Source organism: Microvirga terrestris (assembly GCF_015694425.1).
GTDB lineage: Bacteria > Pseudomonadota > Alphaproteobacteria > Rhizobiales > Beijerinckiaceae > Microvirga > Microvirga terrestris.
This window is the reverse complement of record NZ_JADQDN010000006.1, coordinates 108,828-131,435: the sequence shown is the minus strand read 5'-3', so window position 1 is coordinate 131,435 and position 22,608 is coordinate 108,828. Positions and strand designations below refer to the sequence as shown.

23 protein-coding genes are annotated in these 22,608 nt (G+C 64.0%); 10 read left to right on the top strand and 13 right to left on the bottom strand.

What is annotated here, in order from left to right; genetic code table 11:
* Positions 1–29: 29 nt before the first annotated feature.
* The 4 genes from rplT to I2H36_RS13490 all read right to left on the bottom strand — a co-directional run bounded on the left by rplT (position 30) and on the right by I2H36_RS13490 (position 2,712).
* Positions 30–398, bottom strand: coding sequence for a 50S ribosomal protein L20 (rplT, locus tag I2H36_RS13505; RefSeq protein ID WP_183446938.1), 369 nt, complete (start codon positions 396–398; stop codon positions 30–32).
* A gap of 41 nt (positions 399–439) precedes the next feature.
* On the bottom strand, positions 440–640 hold the full coding sequence (rpmI, locus tag I2H36_RS13500; protein ID WP_190843055.1) for a 50S ribosomal protein L35: 201 nt from the start codon (positions 638–640) through the stop codon (positions 440–442).
* 200 nt (positions 641–840) lie between these two features.
* Positions 841–1,362, bottom strand: coding sequence for a translation initiation factor IF-3 (gene infC, locus I2H36_RS13495; RefSeq protein WP_246718803.1), 522 nt, complete (start codon positions 1,360–1,362; stop codon positions 841–843).
* 135 nt (positions 1,363–1,497) lie between these two features.
* Positions 1,498–2,712: a glycosyltransferase family 4 protein gene (locus I2H36_RS13490; protein WP_196264423.1), complete on the bottom strand. Its 1,215-nt coding sequence runs from the start codon at positions 2,710–2,712 to the stop codon at positions 1,498–1,500.
* A gap of 124 nt (positions 2,713–2,836) precedes the next feature.
* Here I2H36_RS13490 and I2H36_RS13485 point away from each other — a divergent pair, with 124 nt between their 5' ends.
* Entirely contained in the window at positions 2,837–3,592 is a 756-nt protein-coding gene (locus I2H36_RS13485) for an alpha/beta hydrolase (protein WP_196264422.1), read from the top strand.
* Positions 3,593–3,611: 19 nt separating this feature from the next.
* Here the strand turns inward: I2H36_RS13485 and I2H36_RS13480 are convergent, their stop codons facing one another.
* The 3 genes from I2H36_RS13480 to argH form a co-directional block, all read right to left on the bottom strand.
* Positions 3,612–3,878, bottom strand: a complete 267-nt coding sequence (locus I2H36_RS13480) for a BQ00720 family protein (RefSeq protein ID WP_196264421.1) — start codon at positions 3,876–3,878, stop codon at positions 3,612–3,614.
* A gap of 25 nt (positions 3,879–3,903) precedes the next feature.
* Positions 3,904–4,338: an Hsp20 family protein gene (locus tag I2H36_RS13475; protein ID WP_196264420.1), complete on the bottom strand. Its 435-nt coding sequence runs from the start codon at positions 4,336–4,338 to the stop codon at positions 3,904–3,906.
* A 177-nt stretch (positions 4,339–4,515) separates the two neighbouring features.
* On the bottom strand, positions 4,516–5,916 hold the full coding sequence (gene argH, locus I2H36_RS13470) for an argininosuccinate lyase (protein ID WP_425523308.1): 1,401 nt from the start codon (positions 5,914–5,916) through the stop codon (positions 4,516–4,518).
* 205 nt (positions 5,917–6,121) lie between these two features.
* Here argH and I2H36_RS13465 point away from each other — a divergent pair, with 205 nt between their 5' ends.
* The 6 genes from I2H36_RS13465 to I2H36_RS13440 are packed head-to-tail and all read left to right on the top strand — an operon-like array spanning position 6,122 to position 12,454.
* Complete coding sequence (locus tag I2H36_RS13465; protein WP_196264418.1) at positions 6,122–7,717, top strand: ABC transporter substrate-binding protein; 1,596 nt, start codon at positions 6,122–6,124, stop codon at positions 7,715–7,717.
* A gap of 7 nt (positions 7,718–7,724) precedes the next feature.
* The gene (locus I2H36_RS13460) at positions 7,725–8,783 is read left to right on the top strand and encodes an ABC transporter permease (protein WP_196264417.1); all 1,059 of its coding nucleotides are present in this window, start codon (positions 7,725–7,727) and stop codon (positions 8,781–8,783) included.
* A complete protein-coding gene (locus I2H36_RS13455; protein ID WP_196264416.1) occupies positions 8,783–9,721 on the top strand; it encodes an ABC transporter permease in 939 nt (312 codons plus the stop codon). Before I2H36_RS13460 ends, I2H36_RS13455 begins: the two co-directional genes overlap by 1 nt.
* A complete protein-coding gene (locus tag I2H36_RS13450; RefSeq protein WP_196264415.1) occupies positions 9,718–10,554 on the top strand; it encodes an ABC transporter ATP-binding protein in 837 nt (278 codons plus the stop codon). Before I2H36_RS13455 ends, I2H36_RS13450 begins: the two co-directional genes overlap by 4 nt.
* 16 nt (positions 10,555–10,570) lie before the next feature.
* Complete coding sequence (locus I2H36_RS13445) at positions 10,571–11,350, top strand: ABC transporter ATP-binding protein (protein ID WP_196264414.1); 780 nt, start codon at positions 10,571–10,573, stop codon at positions 11,348–11,350.
* 36 nt (positions 11,351–11,386) lie between these two features.
* Entirely contained in the window at positions 11,387–12,454 is a 1,068-nt protein-coding gene (locus tag I2H36_RS13440) for a dipeptidase (protein WP_196264413.1), read from the top strand.
* A 10-nt stretch (positions 12,455–12,464) separates the two neighbouring features.
* Here the strand turns inward: I2H36_RS13440 and I2H36_RS13435 are convergent, their stop codons facing one another.
* From I2H36_RS13435 to I2H36_RS13420, 4 genes are all read right to left on the bottom strand, one after another.
* Positions 12,465–13,304 carry an ABC transporter permease gene (locus I2H36_RS13435; protein ID WP_196264412.1) on the bottom strand — a complete coding sequence of 280 codons (840 nt, stop codon included), beginning with the start codon at positions 13,302–13,304 and terminating at the stop codon, positions 12,465–12,467.
* 4 nt (positions 13,305–13,308) lie between these two features.
* Positions 13,309–14,178 carry an ABC transporter permease gene (locus I2H36_RS13430; protein WP_196264411.1) on the bottom strand — a complete coding sequence of 290 codons (870 nt, stop codon included), beginning with the start codon at positions 14,176–14,178 and terminating at the stop codon, positions 13,309–13,311.
* Positions 14,175–15,260, bottom strand: a complete 1,086-nt coding sequence (locus tag I2H36_RS13425; RefSeq protein WP_196264410.1) for an ABC transporter ATP-binding protein — start codon at positions 15,258–15,260, stop codon at positions 14,175–14,177. The genes I2H36_RS13430 and I2H36_RS13425 overlap by 4 nt, the downstream gene beginning before the upstream one ends.
* Before the next feature lie 67 nt (positions 15,261–15,327).
* Positions 15,328–16,401, bottom strand: a complete 1,074-nt coding sequence (locus tag I2H36_RS13420; RefSeq protein WP_196264409.1) for an extracellular solute-binding protein — start codon at positions 16,399–16,401, stop codon at positions 15,328–15,330.
* Between the two features lie 171 nt (positions 16,402–16,572).
* On the opposite strand from I2H36_RS13420, the gene pip reads away from it, so the two are divergent.
* Entirely contained in the window at positions 16,573–17,517 is a 945-nt protein-coding gene (gene pip, locus I2H36_RS13415; RefSeq protein ID WP_210331070.1) for a prolyl aminopeptidase, read from the top strand.
* 27 nt (positions 17,518–17,544) lie between these two features.
* Here pip and I2H36_RS13410 read toward each other — a convergent pair whose 3' ends face one another.
* Complete coding sequence (locus I2H36_RS13410; protein ID WP_196264407.1) at positions 17,545–18,330, bottom strand: 3-hydroxybutyrate dehydrogenase; 786 nt, start codon at positions 18,328–18,330, stop codon at positions 17,545–17,547.
* 223 nt (positions 18,331–18,553) lie between these two features.
* On the opposite strand from I2H36_RS13410, the gene pxpB reads away from it, so the two are divergent.
* Positions 18,554–19,273 carry a 5-oxoprolinase subunit PxpB gene (pxpB, locus tag I2H36_RS13405; RefSeq protein ID WP_196264406.1) on the top strand — a complete coding sequence of 240 codons (720 nt, stop codon included), beginning with the start codon at positions 18,554–18,556 and terminating at the stop codon, positions 19,271–19,273.
* Positions 19,270–20,295, top strand: a complete 1,026-nt coding sequence (locus I2H36_RS13400; RefSeq protein WP_196264405.1) for a 5-oxoprolinase subunit C family protein — start codon at positions 19,270–19,272, stop codon at positions 20,293–20,295. The genes pxpB and I2H36_RS13400 overlap by 4 nt, the downstream gene beginning before the upstream one ends.
* A 29-nt stretch (positions 20,296–20,324) precedes the next feature.
* On the opposite strand, the gene I2H36_RS13395 is transcribed toward I2H36_RS13400, so the two are convergent.
* Positions 20,325–22,526, bottom strand: a complete 2,202-nt coding sequence (locus I2H36_RS13395; protein ID WP_196264404.1) for a malate synthase G — start codon at positions 22,524–22,526, stop codon at positions 20,325–20,327.
* Positions 22,527–22,608 lie beyond the last annotated feature (82 nt).

Sequence of the window (22,608 nt, the reverse complement as noted above, 5' to 3'; positions counted from 1 at the left end):
CCGCACCGAGAGCTCAAGTCTATCCGGCTTTAGGCGGCCTGCTGCGGCAGGGCGGCCTTGGCACGCTCCACGTAAGCGGCGAAAGCCGCCGGCTCGTGGATGGCCAACTCGGACAGGACCTTGCGATCGACCTCGATCCCAGCCTTGCCGAGACCGTCGATAAATCGGGAATAGGTCATGTCATGCATGCGAACAGCGGCGTTGAGGCGCTGGATCCAGAGAGCGCGGAAGGTGCGCTTCTTGTTGCGACGGTCGCGCGTCGCATACTGCATGCTCTTCTCGACCGCCTGCTTGGCAATGCGGATCGTATTCTTGCGGCGGCCGTAGAAGCCCTTGGCTGCCTTGAAAACCTTCTTGTGCTTGGCGTGGGCGGTAACGCCCCGTTTGACGCGGGCCATGGAATAACTCCTTCAAAATCCGGGATGTGGGAAGAACTGTCTCAGCCGTTCGGCAGGAAGAACTTCTTCACGTTGTACGCGTCGCCCTCGAACATGGTCGTGGTGCCGCGCAGGTTGCGGATCTGCTTGTTAGACCGCTTGATCATCCCGTGGCGCTTGCCGGCCTGGGCGTAAACGACCTTGCCGGTGCCAGTGATCTTGAAGCGCTTTTTCGCGCCCGACTTCGTCTTCAGCTTGGGCATTTGGCTCTCCTTTGGACAGGCTTCGGAGGCGGCCTAGACCGCCCTTCAGCCTTTTCATTGCTGCATTGAGCAAAACAAACCGCCACGGCAGCCCTAACGGCCGGGCGGTTCGATGAAGGCGGCCTTATGACAGAGGACCGCCCAAAAAGCAATGGCCGCCGGTGCCCCGACGGCCATGAATTTCCTGCCGAGAAAAGCCCTTAGCGGGGCGCCAGAACCATGACGACCTGACGGCCCTCGAAGTTCGGCTCCATCTCGACCTTGGCGATATCGCCCACATCGGCCTTGACCCGGTCTAGGACCTTCAGGCCGAGGGACTGGTGCGCCATTTCGCGACCGCGGAAGCGCAGGGTGATCTTCACCTTGTTGCCTTCCTCGAAGAAGCCCTTCATGGCCTTCATCTTGACCCCATAATCGTGGTCATCGATGCCGGGACGCAGCTTGATTTCCTTGACCTCGACCGTCTTCTGCTTCTTGCGCGCCTCGGCGGCCTTCTTCTGCTCCAGGAAGCGAAATTTGCCGTAATCGAGGATCTTACAGACGGGAGGAGTGGCGTTCGGCGAGATCTCCACGAGATCAAGGCCTGCCTCTTCGGCAACCTTCAGGGCATCGAAGAAGGCCATCACGCCTCGGTTCTGCCCTGTATCGTCGATCAGCTGCACTTCGCGAACACCGCGAATGTCTCGGTTGGCGCGCGGTCCGTCCTTCTGCGGCACCGGCATGGCTCTCATTGGTCTGCGAATGGCTCGTATCTCCTGTTGAGGGCTAGGCCGAGGATCGGAGATCCCAGGGGTCTCTGCTGTGCATGCTCAGCCTTGCCGCGAATGATTCGACATTTCGCGCAAACGCGCGGGAAGTCAACTTGTTCTATGGGTAAAACGGCCCTCGAGCAGGGCGGAATAGACATCCAGGGTGCCGGCAACCATGCGCTCGAGCGAGAAGTGATGTTCCACATGGGCCCTGGCCCTGGCGCCAAGAGCGATTCTCGCGCTAGCCCCGAGATTGAGCGCGGCACCGACGGCCTCGGCCAGCGCGTCCGCATCACCGGCCGGGATGCGCCAGCCTGTCCGCTCGTGGGGAGCCACAGCCGGCGGGGACAGCACCGTCTCCGGCACGGCCCCGAGATCTGAGACGACCACCGGCGTGCCCATGGCCTGTGCCTCCACGGCCGAGCGGCCGAAAGCCTCGGGCTCTGTGGACGGCACGGTCACCACGGATGCCGCCAGGAAGGCCGCCGGCATGTCGGTGCAATGGCCGACCCGACGCACGATGCCTTTGAGCTTCTTCGCCTCGATCAGGCCATCGAGGTCCTTCATGTAGGAATCCCGCCCCTGCGGATCGCCGGCAAGAATATAGGCCACATCGGTCAGGCCCGCATCGCGCAGCTTGGCGGCCGCTTCGATCAGCACCTTCTGGCCCTTCCAGCCCGTCAGCCGGGCGGCGAGCAGCACCACACGTTCATGAGGCGCCACCTCCCAGGCCTTGCGCAGGGCCTCGATCCGCTCCGACGCGACCGCGTGCGGTGAGAACACGGCGAAGTCCGTCCCCCGGTGAAGCACCCGGATCCGCTCGCCCGCCTGGGGGTAGACCGAGCGGATCAGCTCGCCCGTGTAGTGGGAATTAGCGATGACCGCATCGCCACGCGCCATCACCGAGTTGTAGAGGACCTTCACCGACGAGCGGCCGGAATAGCTGCCGTGATAGGTGGTCACGAACGGAATGTTGAGCGACCGCGCGGCGCCCAGGCCCACCCAGGCCGGGGCCCGCGAGCGGGCATGAACGAGAGCAACCCGCTCGTCATGGCAAATTCGGGCGAGCTTGCGCACGTTGAGGAGCATGGAGAACGGGTTCTTTGACGCCGCTGGAAAGGGAATCCAGATGCCGCCCTTGGTCTGAAGTTCGCCCACCAGCCGGCCGCCCTCGGTCGCAACGAGCGCCCGAGCGCCGGCATGGACCAGCCCTTCGGCGATGTCCACGGTGGTGCGCTCCGCCCCTCCCGCCTCCAGTTCGGGGACGATCTGAAGAATGGTCCGGCCCGCCAGCGGGTGCACGTGAGAGGACGGAAATGCCATCCCTCCGCCGGGTCGCGATGAAAAACTCACGGAAGTCAGAGCCTTCTCAAAAAATCGTCCGACAGAATCGTCCGAAAAAATCCTATATGACGCTTGCTTCAAAGCAGTTGAGGATGAGTTAACCATGCCGCAAAGCGTCACGGCCGGCCAGGATGCTCGCTCCATCGCCGTTCTCGCCCGGGAGGGCAAAGGTCCGCCTGTGGTGTGGCTCGGCGGCTTCAAGTCAGACATGCGGGCGACCAAGGCCACCGCGCTCGACGAATGGGCCGAGCGGAACGGCCGCGCCTTCGTGCGCTTCGATTACAGCGGCCATGGCGAGTCCGGCGGCACCTTCGAGGAAGGCACCATCTCCCGCTGGCTAGAAGACGCGCTCGCCGTGATCGAGACTTTCGTGCGGGAGCGACCGATCTTCGTTGGCTCTTCCATGGGCGCCTGGATCAGCCTCCTGGCGGCACGCCATCTCATGGACAAGCGATCAAACCTGCCCCCCGCAGGCATCGTGCTCATCGCTCCGGCCGTCGACATGACCGAACGGCTGATGTGGGGGCGCTTTCCCGAAGATCTGCGGCGGAGCATTCAGGAGACCGGGGTCTATCACCGCCCTTCCGCCTATTCCGACGCCCCCTACCCCATCACCCTGAACCTGATCGAGGATGGCCGCCGCCACCTGCTTCTCGACCGGCCGATCCAGACCGGCTGCCCGGTCCATATCCTGCAGGGGATGGAGGACCCCGACGTACCCTGGAGCCATGCGCTGGAGCTGGTGGAGCACCTGCCAGGGGACAGCGTATCGATGACGCTGATCAAGGATGGCGATCACCGGCTGTCGCGGCCGGAGGATATCGAGCGGCTGATCTCGGCGGTTGCTGCGATCGCTTAAGAAGGCAGAGTTGGTGAGCCTAGTGCAGGCTCACCATCGTCAAGTCATGCGCCCAGGCATTGGCCACGGCGGCGTCATGGTTGTCGGTCAGCAGAATGGGCTCGCCGCTGGCGGACAGGAGCGCGAACAGCCGCATGCCGGGCTGAAGCTTGGGGGCCTGGGGAAACAGCCGGGCGACCTCGTCGGATTCCAGCGGCTTCACATAGGCCATCTCGCCTAAGCCAAGGGTGGCGAGTTCGGACACGTCGAGGACCGGCTCGTGATGGTTCTTGATCTCGAAGTTCATGGACATCTCCTTTGTGCGGATGCCGTCACACTTTGTCCGTGGCGCTGATGTCGATCTTGCGGACGATCCGCTCTGGCTCGGGCCGGGCCAGATCGATCGACAACAGTCCATTGGACAGATCCGCGCCCATGACCTCCATGCCGTCGACAAGGAGGAAGGTGCGCTGGAATTGACGGGCGGCGATGCCGCGATGGAGGAAGTGCCTTGTCTTGTCGTCGGACTGGCGTCCCCGGATGACGAGCTGGCTCTCTTCCAGGGTCACCTCCAGCTGATCCCGGGTGAAACCGGCAACGGCCAGGGTGATGCGGAGGCGCTCGGGGGCGCTGTCCGTGCGAGCCAGACGCTCGATGTTGTAGGGCGGGTAACCGTCCCCGGCCGCCTTGGCGACCCGATCGAGCGCCTGCTCGATCTCATCGAAGCCTAACATAAACGGATGCCCGAAGGGCGACTGACGCGACATGTTCGAAGCCCAAGGTTAGAGGCACTTCGGTTGATTTTGAGCCCGCTGATGCGGCACTCAAGTGGCCCGGAACCGGGCCGCTGTCAGCAATATGGATACGCCGCTCCGGCCTATCAAGACCCCGGCCAAGCCGCCCGGGCGATGGTCGAAGTCCAAGGTAAACGCCGTGTTCCGGGCTTAGACCCGCTCCCGCCACCAGGCGACCTGCTCGGCCACCCGGACCGGGGACGTGCCGCCGAAGCTGGTCCGGGAACGGACGGAGTTCTTCACACCCAGCACGTCGTAGATGCCCTGGTGGATCTTGGGCTCGGCCGCCTGCATGGCCTCGAGCGGCAGCTCCTCCAGGGTGCAGCCGCGCTTCTCCGCCTCGGACACGATGCGCCCAGTGATGTGATGGGCATCGCGGAAGGGAATGTTGAGACTGCGCACGAGCCAGTCGGCCAGATCCGTCGCTGTGGAGAAGCCGGCACCGGCCACCGCGGCCATGCGCTCGGGCACCGGCTCCAGGTCCCGGATCATGCCGGTCGTGGCGGCGAGCACGATCTCGATGGTATCGGCCGCGTCGAAGACCTGCTCCTTATCTTCCTGCATGTCCTTGGAATAGGCGAGCGGCAGTCCCTTCATGACGGTGAGCAGGGAGACGAGGGAGCCGATAACGCGCCCTGTCTTGCCGCGCACCAGTTCGGCGGCGTCCGGGTTGCGCTTCTGCGGCATCATGCTGGAGCCGGTGGTCCAGCGGTCCGGCAGGCGCACGAAGCCGAACGGAGCTGACATCCAAATGATAACTTCTTCCGCAAGACGTGACAGGTGCACGGCGCAAATGGAAGCTGCTGCCATGAACTCGAGCAGGCTGTCGCGATCCGAGACCGTGTCTAGAGAATTGCGGGTCGGGCCGTCGAAGCCCATCGCCTTGGCGGTCATGTGCCGGTCGATGGGGAAGGACGTGCCAGCAAGTGCACCCGCCCCCAGAGGACACTCGTTCAGGCGCCGGCGGGAATCGCGGATGCGGCTGCGGTCGCGACCGAACATCTCCACATAGGCCATCAGGTGATGCCCGAAGGTCACCGGCTGGGCGCTCTGGAGATGGGTGAAGCCCGGCATGACGGTGCCGGCATGGGCCTCGGCTTTATCGAGGAGCGCCTTGATCAGGCTGGTGAGCTGCTCGTCGGTCCGGTCATGGGCCTCGCGCACCCAGAGCCGGGCATCCGTCGCCACCTGGTCGTTGCGGCTGCGGGCCGTATGGAGCCGGGCCGCCGGATCGCCGACGATCTCGCGCAGGCGGCTTTCCACGTTCATGTGGATGTCTTCGAGCGCCGTGGAGAAGGCGAATGAGCCGGACTCGATCTCGCCCAGCACGCGCTGGAGGCCCTGGTGGATGGCGTCCCGGTCGCTCTCGGCGATGATCCCCTGCTTGGCCAGCATGCTGCTATGGGCGATGGAGCCCTGGATGTCCTGGGCGGCCAATCGCCTGTCGAAGTCGATGGAGGCGTTGATGGCCTCCATGAGCGCACTCGGCGAGGACGAGAACCGTCCGCCCCACATGGTGTTGGCACCGGGTTTTTTGGCTTCTTCAGACACAGGCTTCATCCGATCAAGAAAGGTCGGGGAGCCTTTGCCACAGTTTTCCCCTTCAAGCCAACTCGAAGCGCCCCTGCCCGGCCTTTAGGCATGCTGCGCAATGTTTACCAGTTAGTAACCAGTTGGTAGACTCGACAGAACCTGTGTGATTTGCATTCATACGGGCGCACAAGAAGCGCACCCAGCGCTGCGAGGGAACTGGCCTATGAGAACATTACCGAAATTTATCCTATCCGCCGCCATGGTCACCGTGATGGCAACCTCCTTCTCTGCCGTACAGGCAGCCACGCCAGCTGACACTCTGGTCCAAGCTTGGCAGATGGACGACATCATCTCTCTCGATCCCGCCGAGGTGTTCGAGCTCAGCGCCTCCGAGATCCTGGGCAACACCTATGAGCGGCTGATCACTTACGACATCAAGGATGTCTCCAAGATCTCCGGACAGGTCGCCGAGTCCTGGACCGTCTCGCCGGACGGCAAGACCTACACCTTCAAGATCCGCCCGAACAAGAAGTTCGCCTCGGGCAGCAACATCACGGCCGAGGACGTGGTGTACTCGCTCCACCGCGCCGTAGCGCTCGACAAGTCCCCGGCTTTCATCCTGGGCCAGTTCGGCTTCACGAAGGACAACGTGAAGGACAAGATCAAGCAGACGGGTCCGCTCGAGCTCACGATTGAGGTCGACAAGCCCTACGCCCCGACCCTGGTTCTCTACTGCCTCGGCAACTCGGTAGCCTCGATTGTTGAGAAGAAGCTGCTCGTCCAGAACGAGAAGGACGGCGACTGGGGCTACAACTGGCTCAAGACCAAGTATGCCGGCTCCGGCCCGTACATCATGCGCGACTGGAAGGCCAACGAAGTCCTCGTTCTCGAGCGCAACCCCAACTACGAGAAGAAGACCCCTCTCGCCCGCGTCATCTATCGCCACATCAAGGAAACCGCGAGCCAGCGCCTGCTGCTCGAGAAGGGCGACATCGATGTGGCCCGCAGCCTGAATCCGGAAGAGATCACCGCGATGTCCAAGAATCCGGACGTCAAGGTTCAGAGCGCTCCGAAGGGGACGATCTACTATCTCGGCCTGAACCAGAAGAACCCGAACCTGTCCAAGCCCGAAGTTCGTCTGGCTCTTAAGTACCTCGTGGACTACTCGGCCATTGCCGACACGATCATGAAGTACAAAGGTGAGGTTCACCAGAACTTCCTGCCCAAGGGCTTCCTCGGCGCCGAGACGACAACTCCCTACAAGGTCGATGTCGCCAAGGCGAAGGAGCTCCTCGCCAAGGCTGGCCTGAAGGACGGCTTCTCGGTCACGATGGACACCCGCTCCACCCCCGAGATCATGGGCGTCGCTCAGGCCATGCAGTCGACCTTCGGGCAGGCCGGCATCAAGCTGGAAATTCTGCCGATGGATTCGAAGCAGGCCCTGACCAAGTACCGCGCCCGCCAGCATGACATCTATATCGGCAACTGGGGCTCGGATTATCAGGACCCGAACTCAAACGCCGACACCTTCGCGGCCAATGACGACAACTCGGATGGTGCAAAGGCGAAGCCCCTTGCATGGCGCAATGCCTGGGATCCGGGCCCGCTGACCGCCAAGACCCGCGCTGCCGTCATGGAGCGCGACGCAGAGAAGCGTGCACAGATGTACAAGGAACTGCAGAAGTCGGTTCTCGACGACAGCCCGTTCGTGATCTTCCTGCAGCAGACCGAAGTTGCGGCTGTGCGCAAGAACGTGGACAACTTCGTCCTCGGTCCGTCGTTCAGCGACAACGATATGTCTCAGACAAAGAAGAACTAACACTTCGATGGTTTCAGCAGTCGTGAACCAGGGCGGAGGGCACGCAAGTGCCCTCCGCTCCTCCCTTAAGAACATCGCACAGTTCGTCATCGTCCTGTTGACGACGCTCCTCGGCCTTGCCGCCGTCACCTTCTTCATCGGCCGCGTCGTGCCCATCGACCCTGTGATCGCCATCGTGGGCGACCGGGCTCCTGCGCAGGTGTACGAACGCGTCCGCCAGGAACTCGGCCTCGATCTGCCCCTGGCGCAGCAGTTCTGGATCTACCTGAAGAAGGCCGTCACGGGCGATTTCGGCAATTCGGTCCTCACCACCAATCCGGTGCTGACGGACATCGCCAACGCTTTTCCGGCCACCTTGGAGCTTGCCACTCTCGGCACCCTGATCGGCGTCATCATCGGCATCCCGCTCGGCATCCTGGCCGCGGTGAAGCGCGGCAGCTTCATCGACCAGTTCGTGCGCGTGCTGGGCCTTGCCGGCTATTCCATCCCGATCTTCTGGCTCGGCCTCATGGGCCTGCTGGTCTTCTACGCCAAGCTCGGCTGGGTAGCGGGACCGGGCCGTATCGACGTGACCTATTCCTATCTCTACACGCCGGTCACCAACATCGTTCTCCTCGACACCGCCATGCAGGGTCAGTGGGACGCGTTCTGGGACGCGGTTTCACACATCATCCTGCCCGCCTGCCTGCTCGGCTATTTCTCGCTGGCCTATATCAGCCGCATGACCCGCTCCTTCATGCTCAACGAGCTGGCGCAGGAATACGTGATTGCCGCGCGCGTCAAAGGCCTGTCCGAGATGAGGGTGATCTGGCGCCATGCCCTGCGCAATGCGGCCGTGCCCCTCGTGACCGTGATCGCCCTGTCCTACGCCAACCTGCTGGAAGGCTCCGTTCTCACCGAGACGATCTTCGCGTGGCCGGGCCTGGGCCAATACATCACCAATTCGCTGCAGAACGCGGACATGAACGCGGTGCTCGGTGGAACCCTCGTGATCGGGACCGCCTTCGTGCTGCTCAATCTCGTCTCCGACCTGCTCTACCGCTTGCTCGATCCGAGGACCCGCTGATGACCGGCGCCCCTCTTCCCCTGGCTTCCGAGCCGTCCGGCATGCGTGCCTGGCTGCTGTCCCCGGAGCCGCATTCCCGCTGGCAGGCGCGCCTCGGCCGCTTCTATCTCGGCTGGCGTGCATTTTCCCGAAACCCGCTCGCCGTCGTCGGTCTCGGCATCGTGCTTCTGCTGATCCTCGTGGCGATCTTCGCCGACGTCATCGCGCCCTATTCGCCGATCACCGGCGGGGACCTGCGCACCGAGCGTCTCCTGCCGCCGAGCGAGACCTACTGGCTCGGTACGGACGATCAGGCCCGCGATATCTTCTCACGCATCGTCCACGGCTCCCGCGTCACCCTCTTCATCGTCGTTCTCGTGGCGCTGATCGCAACGCCCATCGGGCTTCTGGTCGGAACCGTTTCGGGCTATCTCGGCGGCTGGGTCGATACGGTGCTGATGCGCATCACCGACATCTTCCTGGCCTTCCCGCGCCTCATCCTGGCGCTCGCCTTCGTGGCGGCCTTAGGACCAGGCATCGAGAACGCCATCATTGCCATCGCGATCACCTCCTGGCCACCCTATGCCCGCATTGCCCGCGCCGAGACCCTGATGATCCGCAACAGCGATTTCATCGCGGCGGTGAAACTGCAGGGTGCCTCCACGCCGCGCATCATCTTAGGCCACGTGGTGCCGCTCTGCCTGTCCTCGCTGATCGTGCGCGTGACGCTCGACATGGCCGGCATCATTCTGACGGCGGCAGGCCTCGGCTTCCTTGGTCTCGGCGCTCAGCCGCCGATGCCGGAATGGGGCGCCATGGTGGCCACGGGCCGCAACTATCTCATCGATCAATGGTGGGTCGCCGCCATGCCGGGCATCGCTATCTTCGTGGTGAGCCTCGGCTTCAACCTGCTGGGCGACGGCCTGCGCGACGTTCTCGATCCGAAGGCTGCCAAATGACCAAGCCGCTTCTCGACGTCGAAGACCTGCGCGTCCGCTTTCACCTGCGCACCGGCACCGTGGAAGCGGTGCGCGGCGTGTCGTTCCAGCTCGGCCGCGAACGCCTCGGCATCGTGGGCGAGTCGGGCTCCGGCAAATCGCAGACGGGCCGCGCCATCCTCGGCCTGACCCCTCCCCCCGGCGAGGTGACGGCAAAACGCCTCGCCTTCGACGGCATCGACCTGCTCACCGCCTCGAAGAGAACCCTGCGCACCCTGCGCGGTGGGCGCATCAGCATGGTGATGCAGGACCCGAAATACTCGCTGAACCCGGTCATGACCATCGGCGAGCAGATCATCGAGGCCTATCAGGCGCATGCCAAAGCCAGCAAGGCGGAAGCCCGCGACAAGGCGCTCGCCATGCTGGAGGCGGTGAAGATGCGCAATCCCGGCCGTGTCTTCTCCCTCTATCCGCACGAGGTCTCCGGCGGCATGGGGCAGCGCGCCATGATCGCCATGATGCTGGTCACCGATCCTGACCTGCTCATTGCCGACGAGCCGACTTCGGCGCTCGACGTGACGGTCTCGATGGAGGTACTGCGCATCCTCGATGAGCTTGTCTCGGAACGCGGCATGGGCCTGATCTTCATCTCGCACGATCTCAAGCTCGTCTCCTCCTTCTGCGACCGGGTGCTGGTGATGTATGCCGGCCGCGTGGTCGAGCAGCTGGAAGCGAAGAACCTGCGGGAGGCGCAGCATCCCTATACGCAGGGCCTCATGCGCTGCCTGCCGACGCTTGCGGACGACGTTCGTCCGCTCCCCACCCTGAACCGCGATCCCGCATGGGCATTGTGACTTGGGCGCTGTAACGATGCTCGATATCCAGAATCTTCAAGTCGTCTACGGCACCGGCCGCATGCGGGTCGATGCGGTCAAGAACGTGAGCTTCCATGTGGAGCCGGGGGCTGCTTATGGCCTCGTGGGCGAATCCGGCTCCGGCAAGTCGACCGTGCTGCGTGCCATTTGCGGCCTGGCGCCGATCACCAACGGTCGCGTGCTCGTCGATGGACAACAGGTCACCACGCCGCGCGGCAAGGCCTTCTATCGCACGGTCCAGATGGTGTTCCAGGACCCCTACGCCTCGCTGCATCCGCGCCATACGGTCGACCGCACGCTCTCCGAGCCGCTCGCCATCCATGGCGAGAAGGATGGGGAGGCGCGCATCCTCCAGGCTCTCAAGGAGGTAGGTCTTGGCCCGTCCTTCCGCTTCCGCTATCCGCACCAGCTCTCCGGCGGCCAGCGCCAGCGCATCGCCATCGCCCGCGCGCTGATCCTGCGTCCGAAGGTGCTGCTCCTCGACGAGCCGACCTCCGCGCTCGACGCTTCCGTGCAGGCCGAGATCCTGAACCTGCTCGACGACCTGCGCCGGAGGCTCGGCCTGACCTATATCCTGGTCAGTCACGACCTCGCCGTCGTGGCCCATTTGTGCGAGCGCCTGCTCGTCATGCAGCATGGTGAAGCCGTTGAGGAGACAACCTCTGCTGCCCTGCGCTCAGGCGTGGCCACGAACGACTATACGCAGTCGCTGATCCAGGCGAGCCAGGGCTTCACGCGGGTTGCCCCGCAACCGGCCCAGGCTCCTGCCGCTTAAATACGCTTTTTCCGCCACCCATTTTGATGTGAACCGATGTCCAGCTCTGCTCTGATGCCTGTCTTCGACGGCCACAACGACGTGCTCCTGCGCCTGATGCGCGGCAAGATCCAGCCCGAACAGGCTTTCCTGGAAGGCGACAATATCGGCCACCTCGACTGGCCGCGCATGAAGCAGGGCGGCTTCGTCGGTGGGTTCTTCGCCGTCTATGTGCCATCCGAGAGCGTGGGCGTCGACGTGGACGAGTTGATGGCCCAAGCGCGGTACGATGTGCCCCTCTCCTCGCAGCTCCCGCTCCCGACGAGCCAGCAGGTGACGGTGCATATGGCTGCGCTGCTCATGCGCATCGAGCGCGCCTCAAAGGGTGAGGTGAAGATCTGCCGCAATGCAGCTGATATCCGCCACTGCATCGATACCGGCAAGCTCGCGGCGATCCTGCACATCGAAGGGGCCGAAGGCATCGACCCCGATCTCTATATGCTCGACGTGCTCTACGAGAGCGGCCTGCGCTCCATTGGCCCCGTCTGGAGCCGCCCCAACATCTTCGGCCACGGCGTGCCGTTCCGCTATCCCTCGACGCCTGACACAGGGCCGGGTCTCACGGACCGCGGCATCGAGCTGGTGCGGGCCTGTAATCGCCTTAAGATCATGATCGATCTCTCGCACCTGAACGAGAAGGGTTTCTGGGACGTGGCACGGCTCTCGGACGCGCCGCTCGTCGCCACCCATTCCAATGCCTGGGAGATCTGCAAGCACTCGCGCAATCTGACCGACAAACAGCTCGGCGCGATCCGTGAGAGCCGCGGCATGGTGGGCGTCAACTTCGCCACCTCGTTCATCCGCCCCGACGGCATGCGCAACGACGACACGCCCCTGGAGGAGATGATCCGCCACATGGATCACCTGATCGAGAAGGTTGGCGTGGACGGCGTCGGCTTCGGCTCCGACTTCGACGGTGCGACAATTCCCGCCGAGATCGGCGACGTGCGCGGCCTGCCCCGCCTCGTCGACGCCATGCGCCGCCACGGCTATGACGAGGCCACCCTGCGCAAGCTCTGCTACGAGAACTGGATCAACGTTCTGGAGCGCACCTGGGGACGGTGAGGCTTAAGCCTCACCGCTCCGCCTTCGCGGTCAGCGCAAACACGCTCGCGATGCCGCCGACGCCGAGCATGAGCAACAGGCTCACCGCGTTGATGGCCGGCGACGCGCCCTCACGCATCTGGCCGTACATGGCGATCGGCAGCGGCGCCTCGGAGCCCACGAGCATCAGGGTCGTGTTGAAGTTCTCGAACGACATGAGCAGCGCCACGAGGCCAGCGCCGATGAGCGCGGGTCTCAAGAACGGCAGCGTGACGGTGCGCAGCACCCGTGCCCGGCTGGCGCCGAGATCGAAGGCAGCTTCCTCCAGCGAACGGTCGAACTTGCGGAGGCGCGCAGCGATGATGAGCGTCGCGATGGTGAGGATGAAGGAGAGCTGGCCCAGCACCACGAGCGGCAGGCCGGGGCGCAGAAGATCGAGATCGGTCTGAAGCCAATCCTCGAGACCGTTCGCAAGCCGTGAGAAGAAGGCCAGGATCGAGATGCCGAGCACCACGCCGGGAATGACGAGCGGCCAGAGCATCATCATGGCCACGAAGGTCTTGCCGCGAAACTCGGCCCGCTCCAGCACCCAGGCATTCACCGTGCCGAGGAGCACGGCGAGCAGCGCCACTGGAATGGCAACCTTGAAGCTGTTGCCGATGCTCTCGAGCCAGATCGGATCCACCAGCACGCCGGGTTTGCCGACGGCTGCGCCGGAACCGGTGAACCATTCCAGCGTGAAGCCACGCCAGGGCGGCGACGGGAACGGACTCGCGTTGAAGGCGAAGATCGCAACGACCAAAAGCGGCGCGAACAGGAAGAGATAGAACGCCGCGATGTAGAATTTCCAGGCGAGGGATGGTCGGTTCATGGCGTCATGCCTGCTTCAGGGTGGTGCCGAGGCTCTGGCCCGTCAGCCGCAGGCCCAGCCACACGATGGCCGAGGAGAGCAGCAGGAGCAGCATGCCGAAAGCGGCGCCCTGGGGCCAGTTGAAGCGGGTGATGAACTGCGCGTAGATCTGCTCCGTGAACCATAGTCCGTTCTTGCCCCCGAGCAGCACCGGCGTGGCGAAATTGCCGACGGTCAGCATGAACACGATGATGCAGCCTGCCACGATGCCGGGCATGGCATGGGGAATGACGATGCGGCGCAAAACCGTCCAGCGGCTGCCGCCGAGATCGTATCCCGCCTCCACGACCGCGGGCTCCAGGCTCTCCAGCGCATTGGCGAGCGGCACGATCATGAACAGCAATCCGCCATAGACGAGGCCGAGGATCACCGCGCCGTCATTGTAGAGAAGCTCCACCGGCTGGCTCGCAAGCCCGATGGAACGGAGCATGTAGGAGATCACGCCGGTCTCGCGCAAAAGGATCATCCAGCCGAGCGTGCGCACCAGCTCCGACACCCAGAATGGCAGCAGGCAGAGCAGCAGCAGCATCGCCTTGAGGCGCCCCTGCGCCACGCGGGCGATGTAGAGCGCGATGGGAAAGGCGAGCACCAGCGTGAGCGCCGTCACCAGGATCGACATGAACGCCGTGCGCGCGAAGGTGCGCCAGTAAAGCGGCTCGGTGAAGAACTCGAGGTAGTTGCCGAACCCGAAGGCATAGACCCGCGGCGCGATGCGCTCGCTGAAGGAGAGAACGAGGATCTCCACATGCGGCAGCACGATGAGCAGCCCGAGCCACAGGATGGCGGGGGCAAGCAACAGGAAGAGCGTGAGGCGTGAGGCCTGCTTCGCGATCATGCGGCAAACACCTTCATTGCATCCGCCGTCCAGCCCAGATGTACCGGCGCGCCGACCTCGATGCCAGCGAGCGGCCCGGCCTGCGGCAGCACCGCACGCACCGGCTGCTCAAAGCCTGCCGTGTCGATCAGGAGGCTCGACGCGGCACCGTCGAACAGCACCGCCGAAATGCGGCCCTCGAAGCGGTTGGGCAGATTGCTCAATGGTGAAGGATCCTGAGCGAGGGCCACAGCTTCAGGGCGCACGAAGGCAAGAGCCGCCTTCGCGGCTGCGCTCCCCTGGCCCTGCACGATGGCGCCAGACGACAGGCGCACGGCAATGGTGCCATTGGAAGCGGCGGCCGCCTCGCCCTGCAGGCGATTCGTCTCACCCACGAAACTTGCGACGAACGGCGTTGCCGGATTGTGATAGAGTTCGCGCGGGCTTCCCACCTGCTCGAACCGTCCCTGGTTCATCACAGCGATTCTGTCCGACATCACGAGCGCTTCTGACTGGTCGTGCGTGATGTAGGCGAAGGTGGTGTTGAATGTACCCTGCAGCTGCTTGAGCTCGATCTTCATGTGCTCGCGCAATTTGAGATCAAGCGCCCCAAGGGGCTCGTCGAGGAGCACGAGGGTCGGCTCCAGCACGAGGCAGCGGGCAATCGCCACGCGCTGCCGTTGTCCACCCGAGAGGGCCGTCACACGCCGGTCGCCGAAGCCTTTGAGGCCGACGCGTTCCAGCATGCGGTTTGCGCGCTCCTCAGCATCCGCGCGGGACACGCCGCGACAGGTCAGGCCGTAAGCCACGTTCTCGCCGACGCTCATCATGGGAAAGAGCGCAAGGCTCTGGAAAACCATGTTGACCGGGCGCCTGTTGGCCGGAACGCCGATCATCGATGCGCCGCGGATGCGGATGTCGCCGCTCGTCGGATGTTCGAACCCGGCGATCATGCGCATCAGGGTGGTCTTGCCGCAGCCGGAGGGTCCTAGAATCGAGAAGAACTCACCGGGGGCAACGCTGAAACTCACGTCATCGACGGCGGCATGCGAGCCGAAGCGCTTGGTGACGTTGACGATGTCGAGATCGGTGGAAGAGGCCATGACGCTGCCGATACAAAGGGTCATCCCCCGGGCAAGCCGGGGGATGACGAGACATAACGATGGAGATTTACGAACCGGCCTTCAGGCGGTCGAGAACCTTGCCCTCGATTTCTTCGAGGCCAGCCGGCACGGCCGGATACCACCGGATGTTGTCGATGGCGGCTTTCGGGAAGCTCTCGGCGAACTGATCCTTCAGCTTGCCTTCCATGAGCTTGTCGGCGCCGTTCGAAGCCGTGAAGTTGCCGGCGGCAGCCGCGACCTTTGCGGCGATCTCCGGACGCATGTTGAAGTTGATCCACTTATAGGCGGCATCGTCATTGCGGCCCTTGGCGGGGATCGCGAAGGTGTCGACCCAGCCGAGCGCGCCCGACTTCGGTGCGATGAACTTCATGTCCGGGTTTTCGGCGTTGAGCTTCCATCCACCCGTATCCCACGCCATGGCGGCGACGATCTCTCCGGAGCGAGCGGCATTGAGGAGTTGATCGGAGCCTTCCCAGAAGAACTTCACGTTCTTCTTGCACTCGGCGAGCTTGGCGCCGACCTTGTCCATCAGGGCGGCATAGGCCTTCGCATCGCCATAGGCTGCGAAGGGATCCATGCCGTTGGCGAAGGCGAAGGCGATCAGCGCCGGGCGCTTGGCGCGGAAGCTGGTCTTGCCGGCAAGCGACGGATCGCAGAGATCATTGTAGTCGGCGACCTTGGGGGCGGCCTTGGTGTTCACCACGAGACCGTCCGTGCCCCAGATGTGGGGAACGCCATAGACCTTGCCGTCGACCGTGGTGTTCTTCTTGGTCGCCTCGAGCATGGAAGCGATGAACTGGTCGGACTTCAGCTTGGAGACATCAAGCGGCTTGTAGATGCCGAACTCCGCCTGCGGGCCCGCGATGCGGTCCTGGCTCGGCTGGGCGAGATCGAAGCCGGCACCTTGCGTGGCGCGCAACTTGGAGATCATCTCCTCGTTGTTCGAGGTCGTCACCTCGACCTCGATGCCCGTCTCCTTCGTGAATTGTGCCACGATATCGGCCGGCGCATAGCCAGACCAGGTCAGGAGCCGCAGTTTCTCGGCAGCCTCAGCCGATCCGACGACCATGAGAGCGGCAAGAGCGGTTGCCAGCTTCAGGCTAGCGCGTTTGGTCAGCATTGTAGTCCTCCAGTGTGGTTGGGCTTTTACCCGTGTTCCCCAGTTGCAAAACTATATGACAGTTGCACGACGCGCTAGGGGTTTGAAAGCCGGCTTAGGAATGAACAGCCATGCTGACACGGACCGCTCCCCCGGCTATGGATGGGCTCTCTCTGCAGGAGTGCTCAAGCCATGCGCAGTTTCTACCCCGAAATAGAACCCTATGAGACCGGCATGCTCGATGTGGGCGACGGCCATCGGGTCTATTGGGAATTGTGCGGCAACCCGAACGGCAAGCCCGTGGTTTTCCTGCATGGCGGGCCGGGCGGCGGCTGCACGCCGACCCAGCGTCGGCTGTTCGATCCGAAAAAATATCGCATCCTGCTGTTCGATCAGCGCGGGTGCGGGCGCTCCACGCCCTATGCCAGCCTGGAGGCCAACACCACCTGGCACCTCGTGGCCGACATCGAGCGCCTGCGCGCAATGATCGGTGTGGACAAGTGGATGGTGTTCGGCGGCTCCTGGGGCTCGACCCTGGCGCTCGCCTATGCCGAGACGCACCCGGAGCGCGTCACGGAGCTCGTGCTGCGCGGGATCTTCACCCTCCGTCGCTCAGAGCTGCTCTGGTATTACCAGGAGGGCGCTTCGTGGCTCTTCCCCGACAAGTGGGAGTGTTTTCTCGCGCCGATCCCCGAGGCAGAGCGTGGCGACCTCATGGCGGCCTACCGCAAGCGCCTGATCGATCCGGATCCGGCCGTTCAGGCCAGGGCCGCACGCGCTTGGAGCTTGTGGGAGGGCGAGACGATCACGCTGCTCCACAACCAGGAATACAGCGATCAGTTCGGCGACGAGCACTACGCCATCGCCTTCGCCCGGATCGAGAACCACTATTTCGTCAACGAGGGCTGGTTCGAGGAGGGGCAGCTCATCGGCAACGCCCATCGCCTCAAGGGTATTCCCGGCGTGATCATCCAGGGCCGCTACGACATCGCAACGCCGCCGAAGACCGCCTGGGACCTGCACAAGGCCTGGCCCGAGGCGCAGTTCATCATGGTGCCGGATGCGGGTCACGCGGTGAGCGAGCCGGGCATCACGCATCATCTCATCGAGGCGACGGACGCGTTTGCGAGGGGGTAAACCCCTCGCAAGTCTCGTTTCCTAATTTTACTTCGCCGTCCAGCCGCCATCCATCGACAGGTTAGCACCAGACATCTGGCTCGCTGCGTCCGAGCACAGGAACACGGCGAGTGCCGCCACCTGATCGACGGTGACGAACTGCTTGGTGGGTTGAGCCTCCAGAAGCACGTCGTTGATCACCTGCTCCTTGGTCAGCCCGCGCGCCTTCATGGTGTCGGGGATCTGCCGCTCGACGAGGGGCGTCCAGACATAGCCGGGGCTGATGCAGTTCACCGTGATGCCATGCGTCGCCACTTCCAGCGCCACCGTCTTGGTAAGGCCTGCGATACCGTGCTTGGCCGCCACATAGGCTGACTTGAAGGGCGAGGCCACGAGGGAATGAGCCGATGCCGTGTTGATGATGCGGCCCCACTTGCGCGCCTTCATGCCGGGCACGGCGGCGCGGATGGCGTGGAAAGCCGATGTGAGATTGATCGCGATGATTTGGTCCCACTTCTCGACCGGGAAGTCCTCGATGGGCGAGACGAACTGTATGCCCGCATTGTTGACCAGGATATCGACGCTGCCGAAACTGCGCTCGCCGAGCCGAACCATCTCCTCGATCTCGTCGGCTTTGAGCATGTTGGCCGGCGAATAGACCGCCTTCACGCCGAACTCGATCTCGATCCCGGCGCGGGTCTTCTCGATCTCGGCCTCGTCACCCAATCCATTGAGGACGATATTCGCACCTTCCTTGGCGAGCGCCCGGGCAATGGCCAGGCCGATGCCGCTGGTCGAGCCGGTGACGACGGCTGTCTTCGATGTCAAGGTCATGGTCTTCTCCGCTTGGGCCTGGGCTCCAGGCATCAGATGGCAGGTGGCATACCACAAAGATCGAAGTGGAGGTGAGCCTAGCAAAAAGAAGCATGAGGGACAGACGCCTTGTGCCGCTCCTCCCATGTGCCGGGCGCATGTCCCTTTCCTCTTCGCTGCCGTTGTCTGGCAGGCGCCGATATGAGATGGATCGGATGCCTTTCGACAACGCGATGGGGGCGTGGTGCCAACACCAAAGATTCTTCCCTGCGGCGACAGCGCCCTGACGGTCGAGTTCGGGAGCACGATCGACCCTGCGCTTAACGCCATGGTCCTGGCCCTTGACGAGATCGTCCGCGCCCGTGCTCCGGCCGGGCTGATCGAGACCGTGCCGACCTACCGCTCCCTCACCATCCAGTTCGATCCAGCTTTGACCGACTACGACGCGCTTGTGGGGCTCCTCCATGAGGAGACGAAGGATCTCGCGCCTCGCCACGCTGTGGGCCGGCGCTGGCGCGTGCCGGTGGTGTATGGCGGCGAATACGGGAGCGACCTGGAAGAGGTGGCGGAGATCCACGGTCTGACGCCCGCCCAGGTGATCGACATCCATTCGTCGGCCGTCTACCGCATCTACATGATCGGCTTTCTGCCGGGGTTCACCTATCTCGGCGGCCTCGACAAGCGGATAGCCACGTCACGCCGGGTTCATCCCCGGGCAAAGATCCCCGCCGGCACGATCATGATCGGCGGCGAACAGGCTGGCATCGCCCCCATGGATATGCCGAGCGGCTGGCACAATCTCGGCCTGACGCCCGTGCGCCCCTACGCACCGGAGCGCGATCCGGTCTTCCTGTTCGCGGCCGGCGACGAGATCGTCTTCGAGCCCGTCGATGCCTCGCGCTGGGATGCAATGGAGAAAGCCGTTAAGGCCGGCGAGCCGGTAGCCGAGGAGGTTCGCCTATGATCGACCTCGTGGTGAAATCCTGCGGCCCCATGACCGCCCTGCAGGATCGCGGCCGCTTCGGCTATCAGGGCTTCGGCGTCTCGCCCTCAGGCGCCATGGACCGCCGCGCCCTGGCGATGGCGAATGCGCTCGTCGGCAATCCGCCCGACATGGGGACAATCGAGTTCGTCAATCTCGGCGGCGCCTTCACGGTTGAGGGCGGCGACCTGCATCTCGCCGTCGCCGGAGCGGGCGCGTCTGCGAGCATCGACGGCGTCCCCGTCCCGCCTCTCACATCCTTCGTGCTGAGAGAAGGCCAAGCCCTGGAGGTGGGGCACCCGCGCACCGGCACCTTCGCGTATTTGGCGGTGGCCGGAGGCCTCGCGGTCGAACCGCAGTTGGGCAGCCTGTCGTTCCATCTGCGCTCACGCCTCGGAGGCCTGAAAGGGTCGCCGTTCCAGGCCGGAAACCGCCTGCCCTGCCGACCGGAGGCGCAAGCGGGCGAGCCGATGCAGCTGACGGTCGATGTTCTTGAAGAGACCGGTCCTCTCCGCGTCATGTTGGGGCCGCAGGATGATTACTTCACGCCGGAAAGCATTCATTTGTTTCTGGAAAGTGAGTTCACCATCAGCCCCCAGGCAGACCGGATGGGCTTTCAGCTCACCGGCCCCAAGCTCGAGCACGCCAAGGGCTTCAACATCGTGTCGGACGGGATCGTCGACGGTCATATTCAGGTGCCGGGCAGCGGACAGCCGATCGTGCTCATGCGCGACCGACAGACGGCGGGCGGCTATCCGAAGATCGCCACCGTGATCAGCGCCGATCTCGCCCGCTTCGCGCAGATGCGCTCCGGCACCAAAGTGCGCTTCAGGGCCGTGGAGCGGGGCGAAGCCGTGGCAGCGGCGCGGCAGCTGAAGGACTGGATCGCCTCGCTTCCCTCGAAGCTCACGCCGGTGCGCTTCGACCTGACAACGGAGCATCTGCTCAGCCGCAATCTCATCGGCGGCACAGTCGATGCGCTCTCCTCTGCATCGCACGAATGAAAAGGGCGCCGCAGCGGCGCCCTTTCCTCTTACTGTGTTTCGACGCCACTCTCGTCAATGAGGTCCGGTGCGCCTAAGGCTTTCGCTTCGCGGCGGCGTTCGTGCAGCACGTACTCGGTGTAGCCGTTGGGCTGCTCTGCGCCCTTGAAGACGAGATCGCAGGCGGCCTGGAAGGCAGGACCTTTGAAATCCGGCGCCATCGGCCGGTAGAGCGGATCACCGGCATTCTGCCGGTCGACCACTTCGGCCATGCGGCGCAGGGTCTGCATCACCTGGTCCTCGCTGGCGATGCCATGGCGCAGCCAGTTGGCGAGGTGCTGGCTGGAGATGCGCAGCGTCGCGCGGTCTTCCATGAGACCGACATCGTGGATGTCCGGCACCTTCGAGCAGCCGACCCCCTGGTCGATCCAGCGCACCACATAGCCGAGGATGCCCTGGCAGTTGTTATCGAGCTCCTGCTGCACGGCATCCGGTGCCCAATTCGACTGCGACACCGGGATGGTCAGGATGTCGGAGAGTTTTGCACGCGGACGTGTCTTCAGTTCTTCCTGGCGAGCCGGCACGCTCACCTGATGGTAGTGCAGCGCGTGCAGCGTCGCGGCGGTGGGTGACGGCACCCAGGCGGTGGTGGCGCCGGCCTGCGGATGGCCGATCTTCTGAGCCAGCATGTCGGCCATCTTGTCGGGCGCGGCCCACATGCCCTTGCCGATCTGCGCCTTGCCGGGCAGACCGCAGGCGAGGCCCACATCCACGTTGTTGTCCTCGTAGGCCTTGATCCACGCGGTCGACTTCATGTCGTTCTTGCGGATCATCGGACCCGCTTCCATGGAGGTGTGGATCTCGTCGCCCGTGCGGTCGAGGAAGCCGGTGTTGATGAACACGATGCGCTCGGCCGCCGCGCGGATGCAGGCCTTGAGGTTGACGGAGGTGCGCCGTTCCTCGTCCATGATGCCCATCTTGAGGGTGTTGCGGGGAAGTGCCAGCATATCCTCGACGGCGGTGAAGAGGTCGTTGGCGAACGCCACCTCGTCAGGCCCGTGCATCTTGGGCTTCACGATGTAGACCGAGCCCGCACGGCTGTTGCGCAGGGAGCCCGCGCCTTTCAGATCGTGGATCGCGATGAGCGACGTGATGGCCGCATCGAGGATGGTCTCGGGGATCTCCTCGCCGTTCTCGTCGAGCACCGCATCGGTGAACATGTGGTGGCCCACATTACGCACCAGCATGAGGCTGCGCCCGTGCAGGCGAAGCTCGCCGCCGTTGACAGCCGTGTAGACCCGGTCGGGATTGAGACGGCGCTCAACGGTTCTTCCGCCCTTCTCGAAGCTCTCGACCAGATCGCCCTTCATGAGCCCGAGCCAGGTGCGGTAGACTTCGACCTTGTCGACGGCGTCGACCGCCGCCACCGAATCCTCCAGGTCCATGATGGTGGAGACCGCCGATTCCATCACCACGTCGGCGACACCGGCCGGATCCTCGGCGCCGATCGCATGAGAGCGGTCGATCCGGATGTCGAGATGCAGGTTGTTGTGGCGCAGCAGCACCGATGACGGGCTTGCCGCCTCGCCCTGGTAGCCGACAAACTGGGCCGGATCGGCAAGGCCCGTCTCGCTGCCGTCCCGAAGCGTGACGATGAGGGCAGTGCCCTGGATGGTATAGGAGGTCGCATCCCTGTGGCTGCCGCCCGCCAGGGGCGCCGCTTGGTCGAGCACCTCGCGGGCGCGGGCCACGACCTTGGCGCCGCGGGCTTTGTTGTAGCCGCCGGAGCGGGTGGCGCCATCGTCTTCCGGGATCGCATCGGTACCGTAGAGGGCATCGTAGAGGCTGCCCCAGCGGGCATTGGCGGCGTTCAGCGCATAGCGGGCATTGGACACCGGCACCACGAGCTGGGGTCCGGCGATGCGGGCGATCTCGTCGTCCACGTTCTGCGTGCGGACGGCGAAGTCCTCGGGCTCCGGCAGCACATAGCCGATGTCGCGCAGGAACTGCTCATAGGCGGCCTGATCGAAGGGCTGACCCTTTCGGGCTCGGTGGTATTCGTCGATCTGCCCCTGGAGCTTGTCCCGGATGGCGAGCAGCTCACGGTCGCGCGGGGCGAACTCCTTCACGAGGCCGGCCAGCCCCTTCCAGAAGGCATCGGCCGAGACGCCGGTATAGGGCAGCGCCTCCCGCTCGATGAAATCATGAAGAACCGGGGCGACCTGGAGGCCGTTCGTCTGGATGCGCGTCATCGTTCCGCTTTCGGTGGATGTGAAGATCCTGGCCTTAGATTAAGGCGTTGCGACTAAAAATGAAGATGAGTGCCCTTTCCAT

Coding starts and splice junctions, on each gene's coding strand:
- I2H36_RS13475 (WP_196264420.1), bottom strand. CDS start 4,338: ATGTCGCGTCAGTCGCCCTTCGGGCATCCGTTTATGTTAGGCTTCGAT.
- I2H36_RS13440 (WP_196264413.1), top strand. CDS start 11,387: ATGTCCAGCTCTGCTCTGATGCCTGTCTTCGACGGCCACAACGACGTG.
- I2H36_RS13435 (WP_196264412.1), bottom strand. CDS start 13,304: ATGAACCGACCATCCCTCGCCTGGAAATTCTACATCGCGGCGTTCTAT.
- I2H36_RS13450 (WP_196264415.1), top strand. CDS start 9,718: ATGACCAAGCCGCTTCTCGACGTCGAAGACCTGCGCGTCCGCTTTCAC.
- I2H36_RS13490 (WP_196264423.1), bottom strand. CDS start 2,712: ATGGCATTTCCGTCCTCTCACGTGCACCCGCTGGCGGGCCGGACCATT.
- I2H36_RS13430 (WP_196264411.1), bottom strand. CDS start 14,178: ATGATCGCGAAGCAGGCCTCACGCCTCACGCTCTTCCTGTTGCTTGCC.
- I2H36_RS13425 (WP_196264410.1), bottom strand. CDS start 15,260: ATGGCCTCTTCCACCGATCTCGACATCGTCAACGTCACCAAGCGCTTC.
- rplT (WP_183446938.1), bottom strand. CDS start 398: ATGGCCCGCGTCAAACGGGGCGTTACCGCCCACGCCAAGCACAAGAAG.
- infC (WP_246718803.1), bottom strand. CDS start 1,362: ATGCCGGTGCCGCAGAAGGACGGACCGCGCGCCAACCGAGACATTCGC.
- I2H36_RS13455 (WP_196264416.1), top strand. CDS start 8,783: ATGACCGGCGCCCCTCTTCCCCTGGCTTCCGAGCCGTCCGGCATGCGT.
- I2H36_RS13445 (WP_196264414.1), top strand. CDS start 10,571: ATGCTCGATATCCAGAATCTTCAAGTCGTCTACGGCACCGGCCGCATG.
- I2H36_RS13400 (WP_196264405.1), top strand. CDS start 19,270: ATGATCGACCTCGTGGTGAAATCCTGCGGCCCCATGACCGCCCTGCAG.
- I2H36_RS13420 (WP_196264409.1), bottom strand. CDS start 16,401: ATGCTGACCAAACGCGCTAGCCTGAAGCTGGCAACCGCTCTTGCCGCT.
- I2H36_RS13395 (WP_196264404.1), bottom strand. CDS start 22,526: ATGACGCGCATCCAGACGAACGGCCTCCAGGTCGCCCCGGTTCTTCAT.
- I2H36_RS13465 (WP_196264418.1), top strand. CDS start 6,122: ATGAGAACATTACCGAAATTTATCCTATCCGCCGCCATGGTCACCGTG.
- pip (WP_210331070.1), top strand. CDS start 16,573: ATGCGCAGTTTCTACCCCGAAATAGAACCCTATGAGACCGGCATGCTC.
- I2H36_RS13480 (WP_196264421.1), bottom strand. CDS start 3,878: ATGAACTTCGAGATCAAGAACCATCACGAGCCGGTCCTCGACGTGTCC.
- I2H36_RS13460 (WP_196264417.1), top strand. CDS start 7,725: ATGGTTTCAGCAGTCGTGAACCAGGGCGGAGGGCACGCAAGTGCCCTC.
- rpmI (WP_190843055.1), bottom strand. CDS start 640: ATGCCCAAGCTGAAGACGAAGTCGGGCGCGAAAAAGCGCTTCAAGATC.
- I2H36_RS13485 (WP_196264422.1), top strand. CDS start 2,837: ATGCCGCAAAGCGTCACGGCCGGCCAGGATGCTCGCTCCATCGCCGTT.
- I2H36_RS13410 (WP_196264407.1), bottom strand. CDS start 18,330: ATGACCTTGACATCGAAGACAGCCGTCGTCACCGGCTCGACCAGCGGC.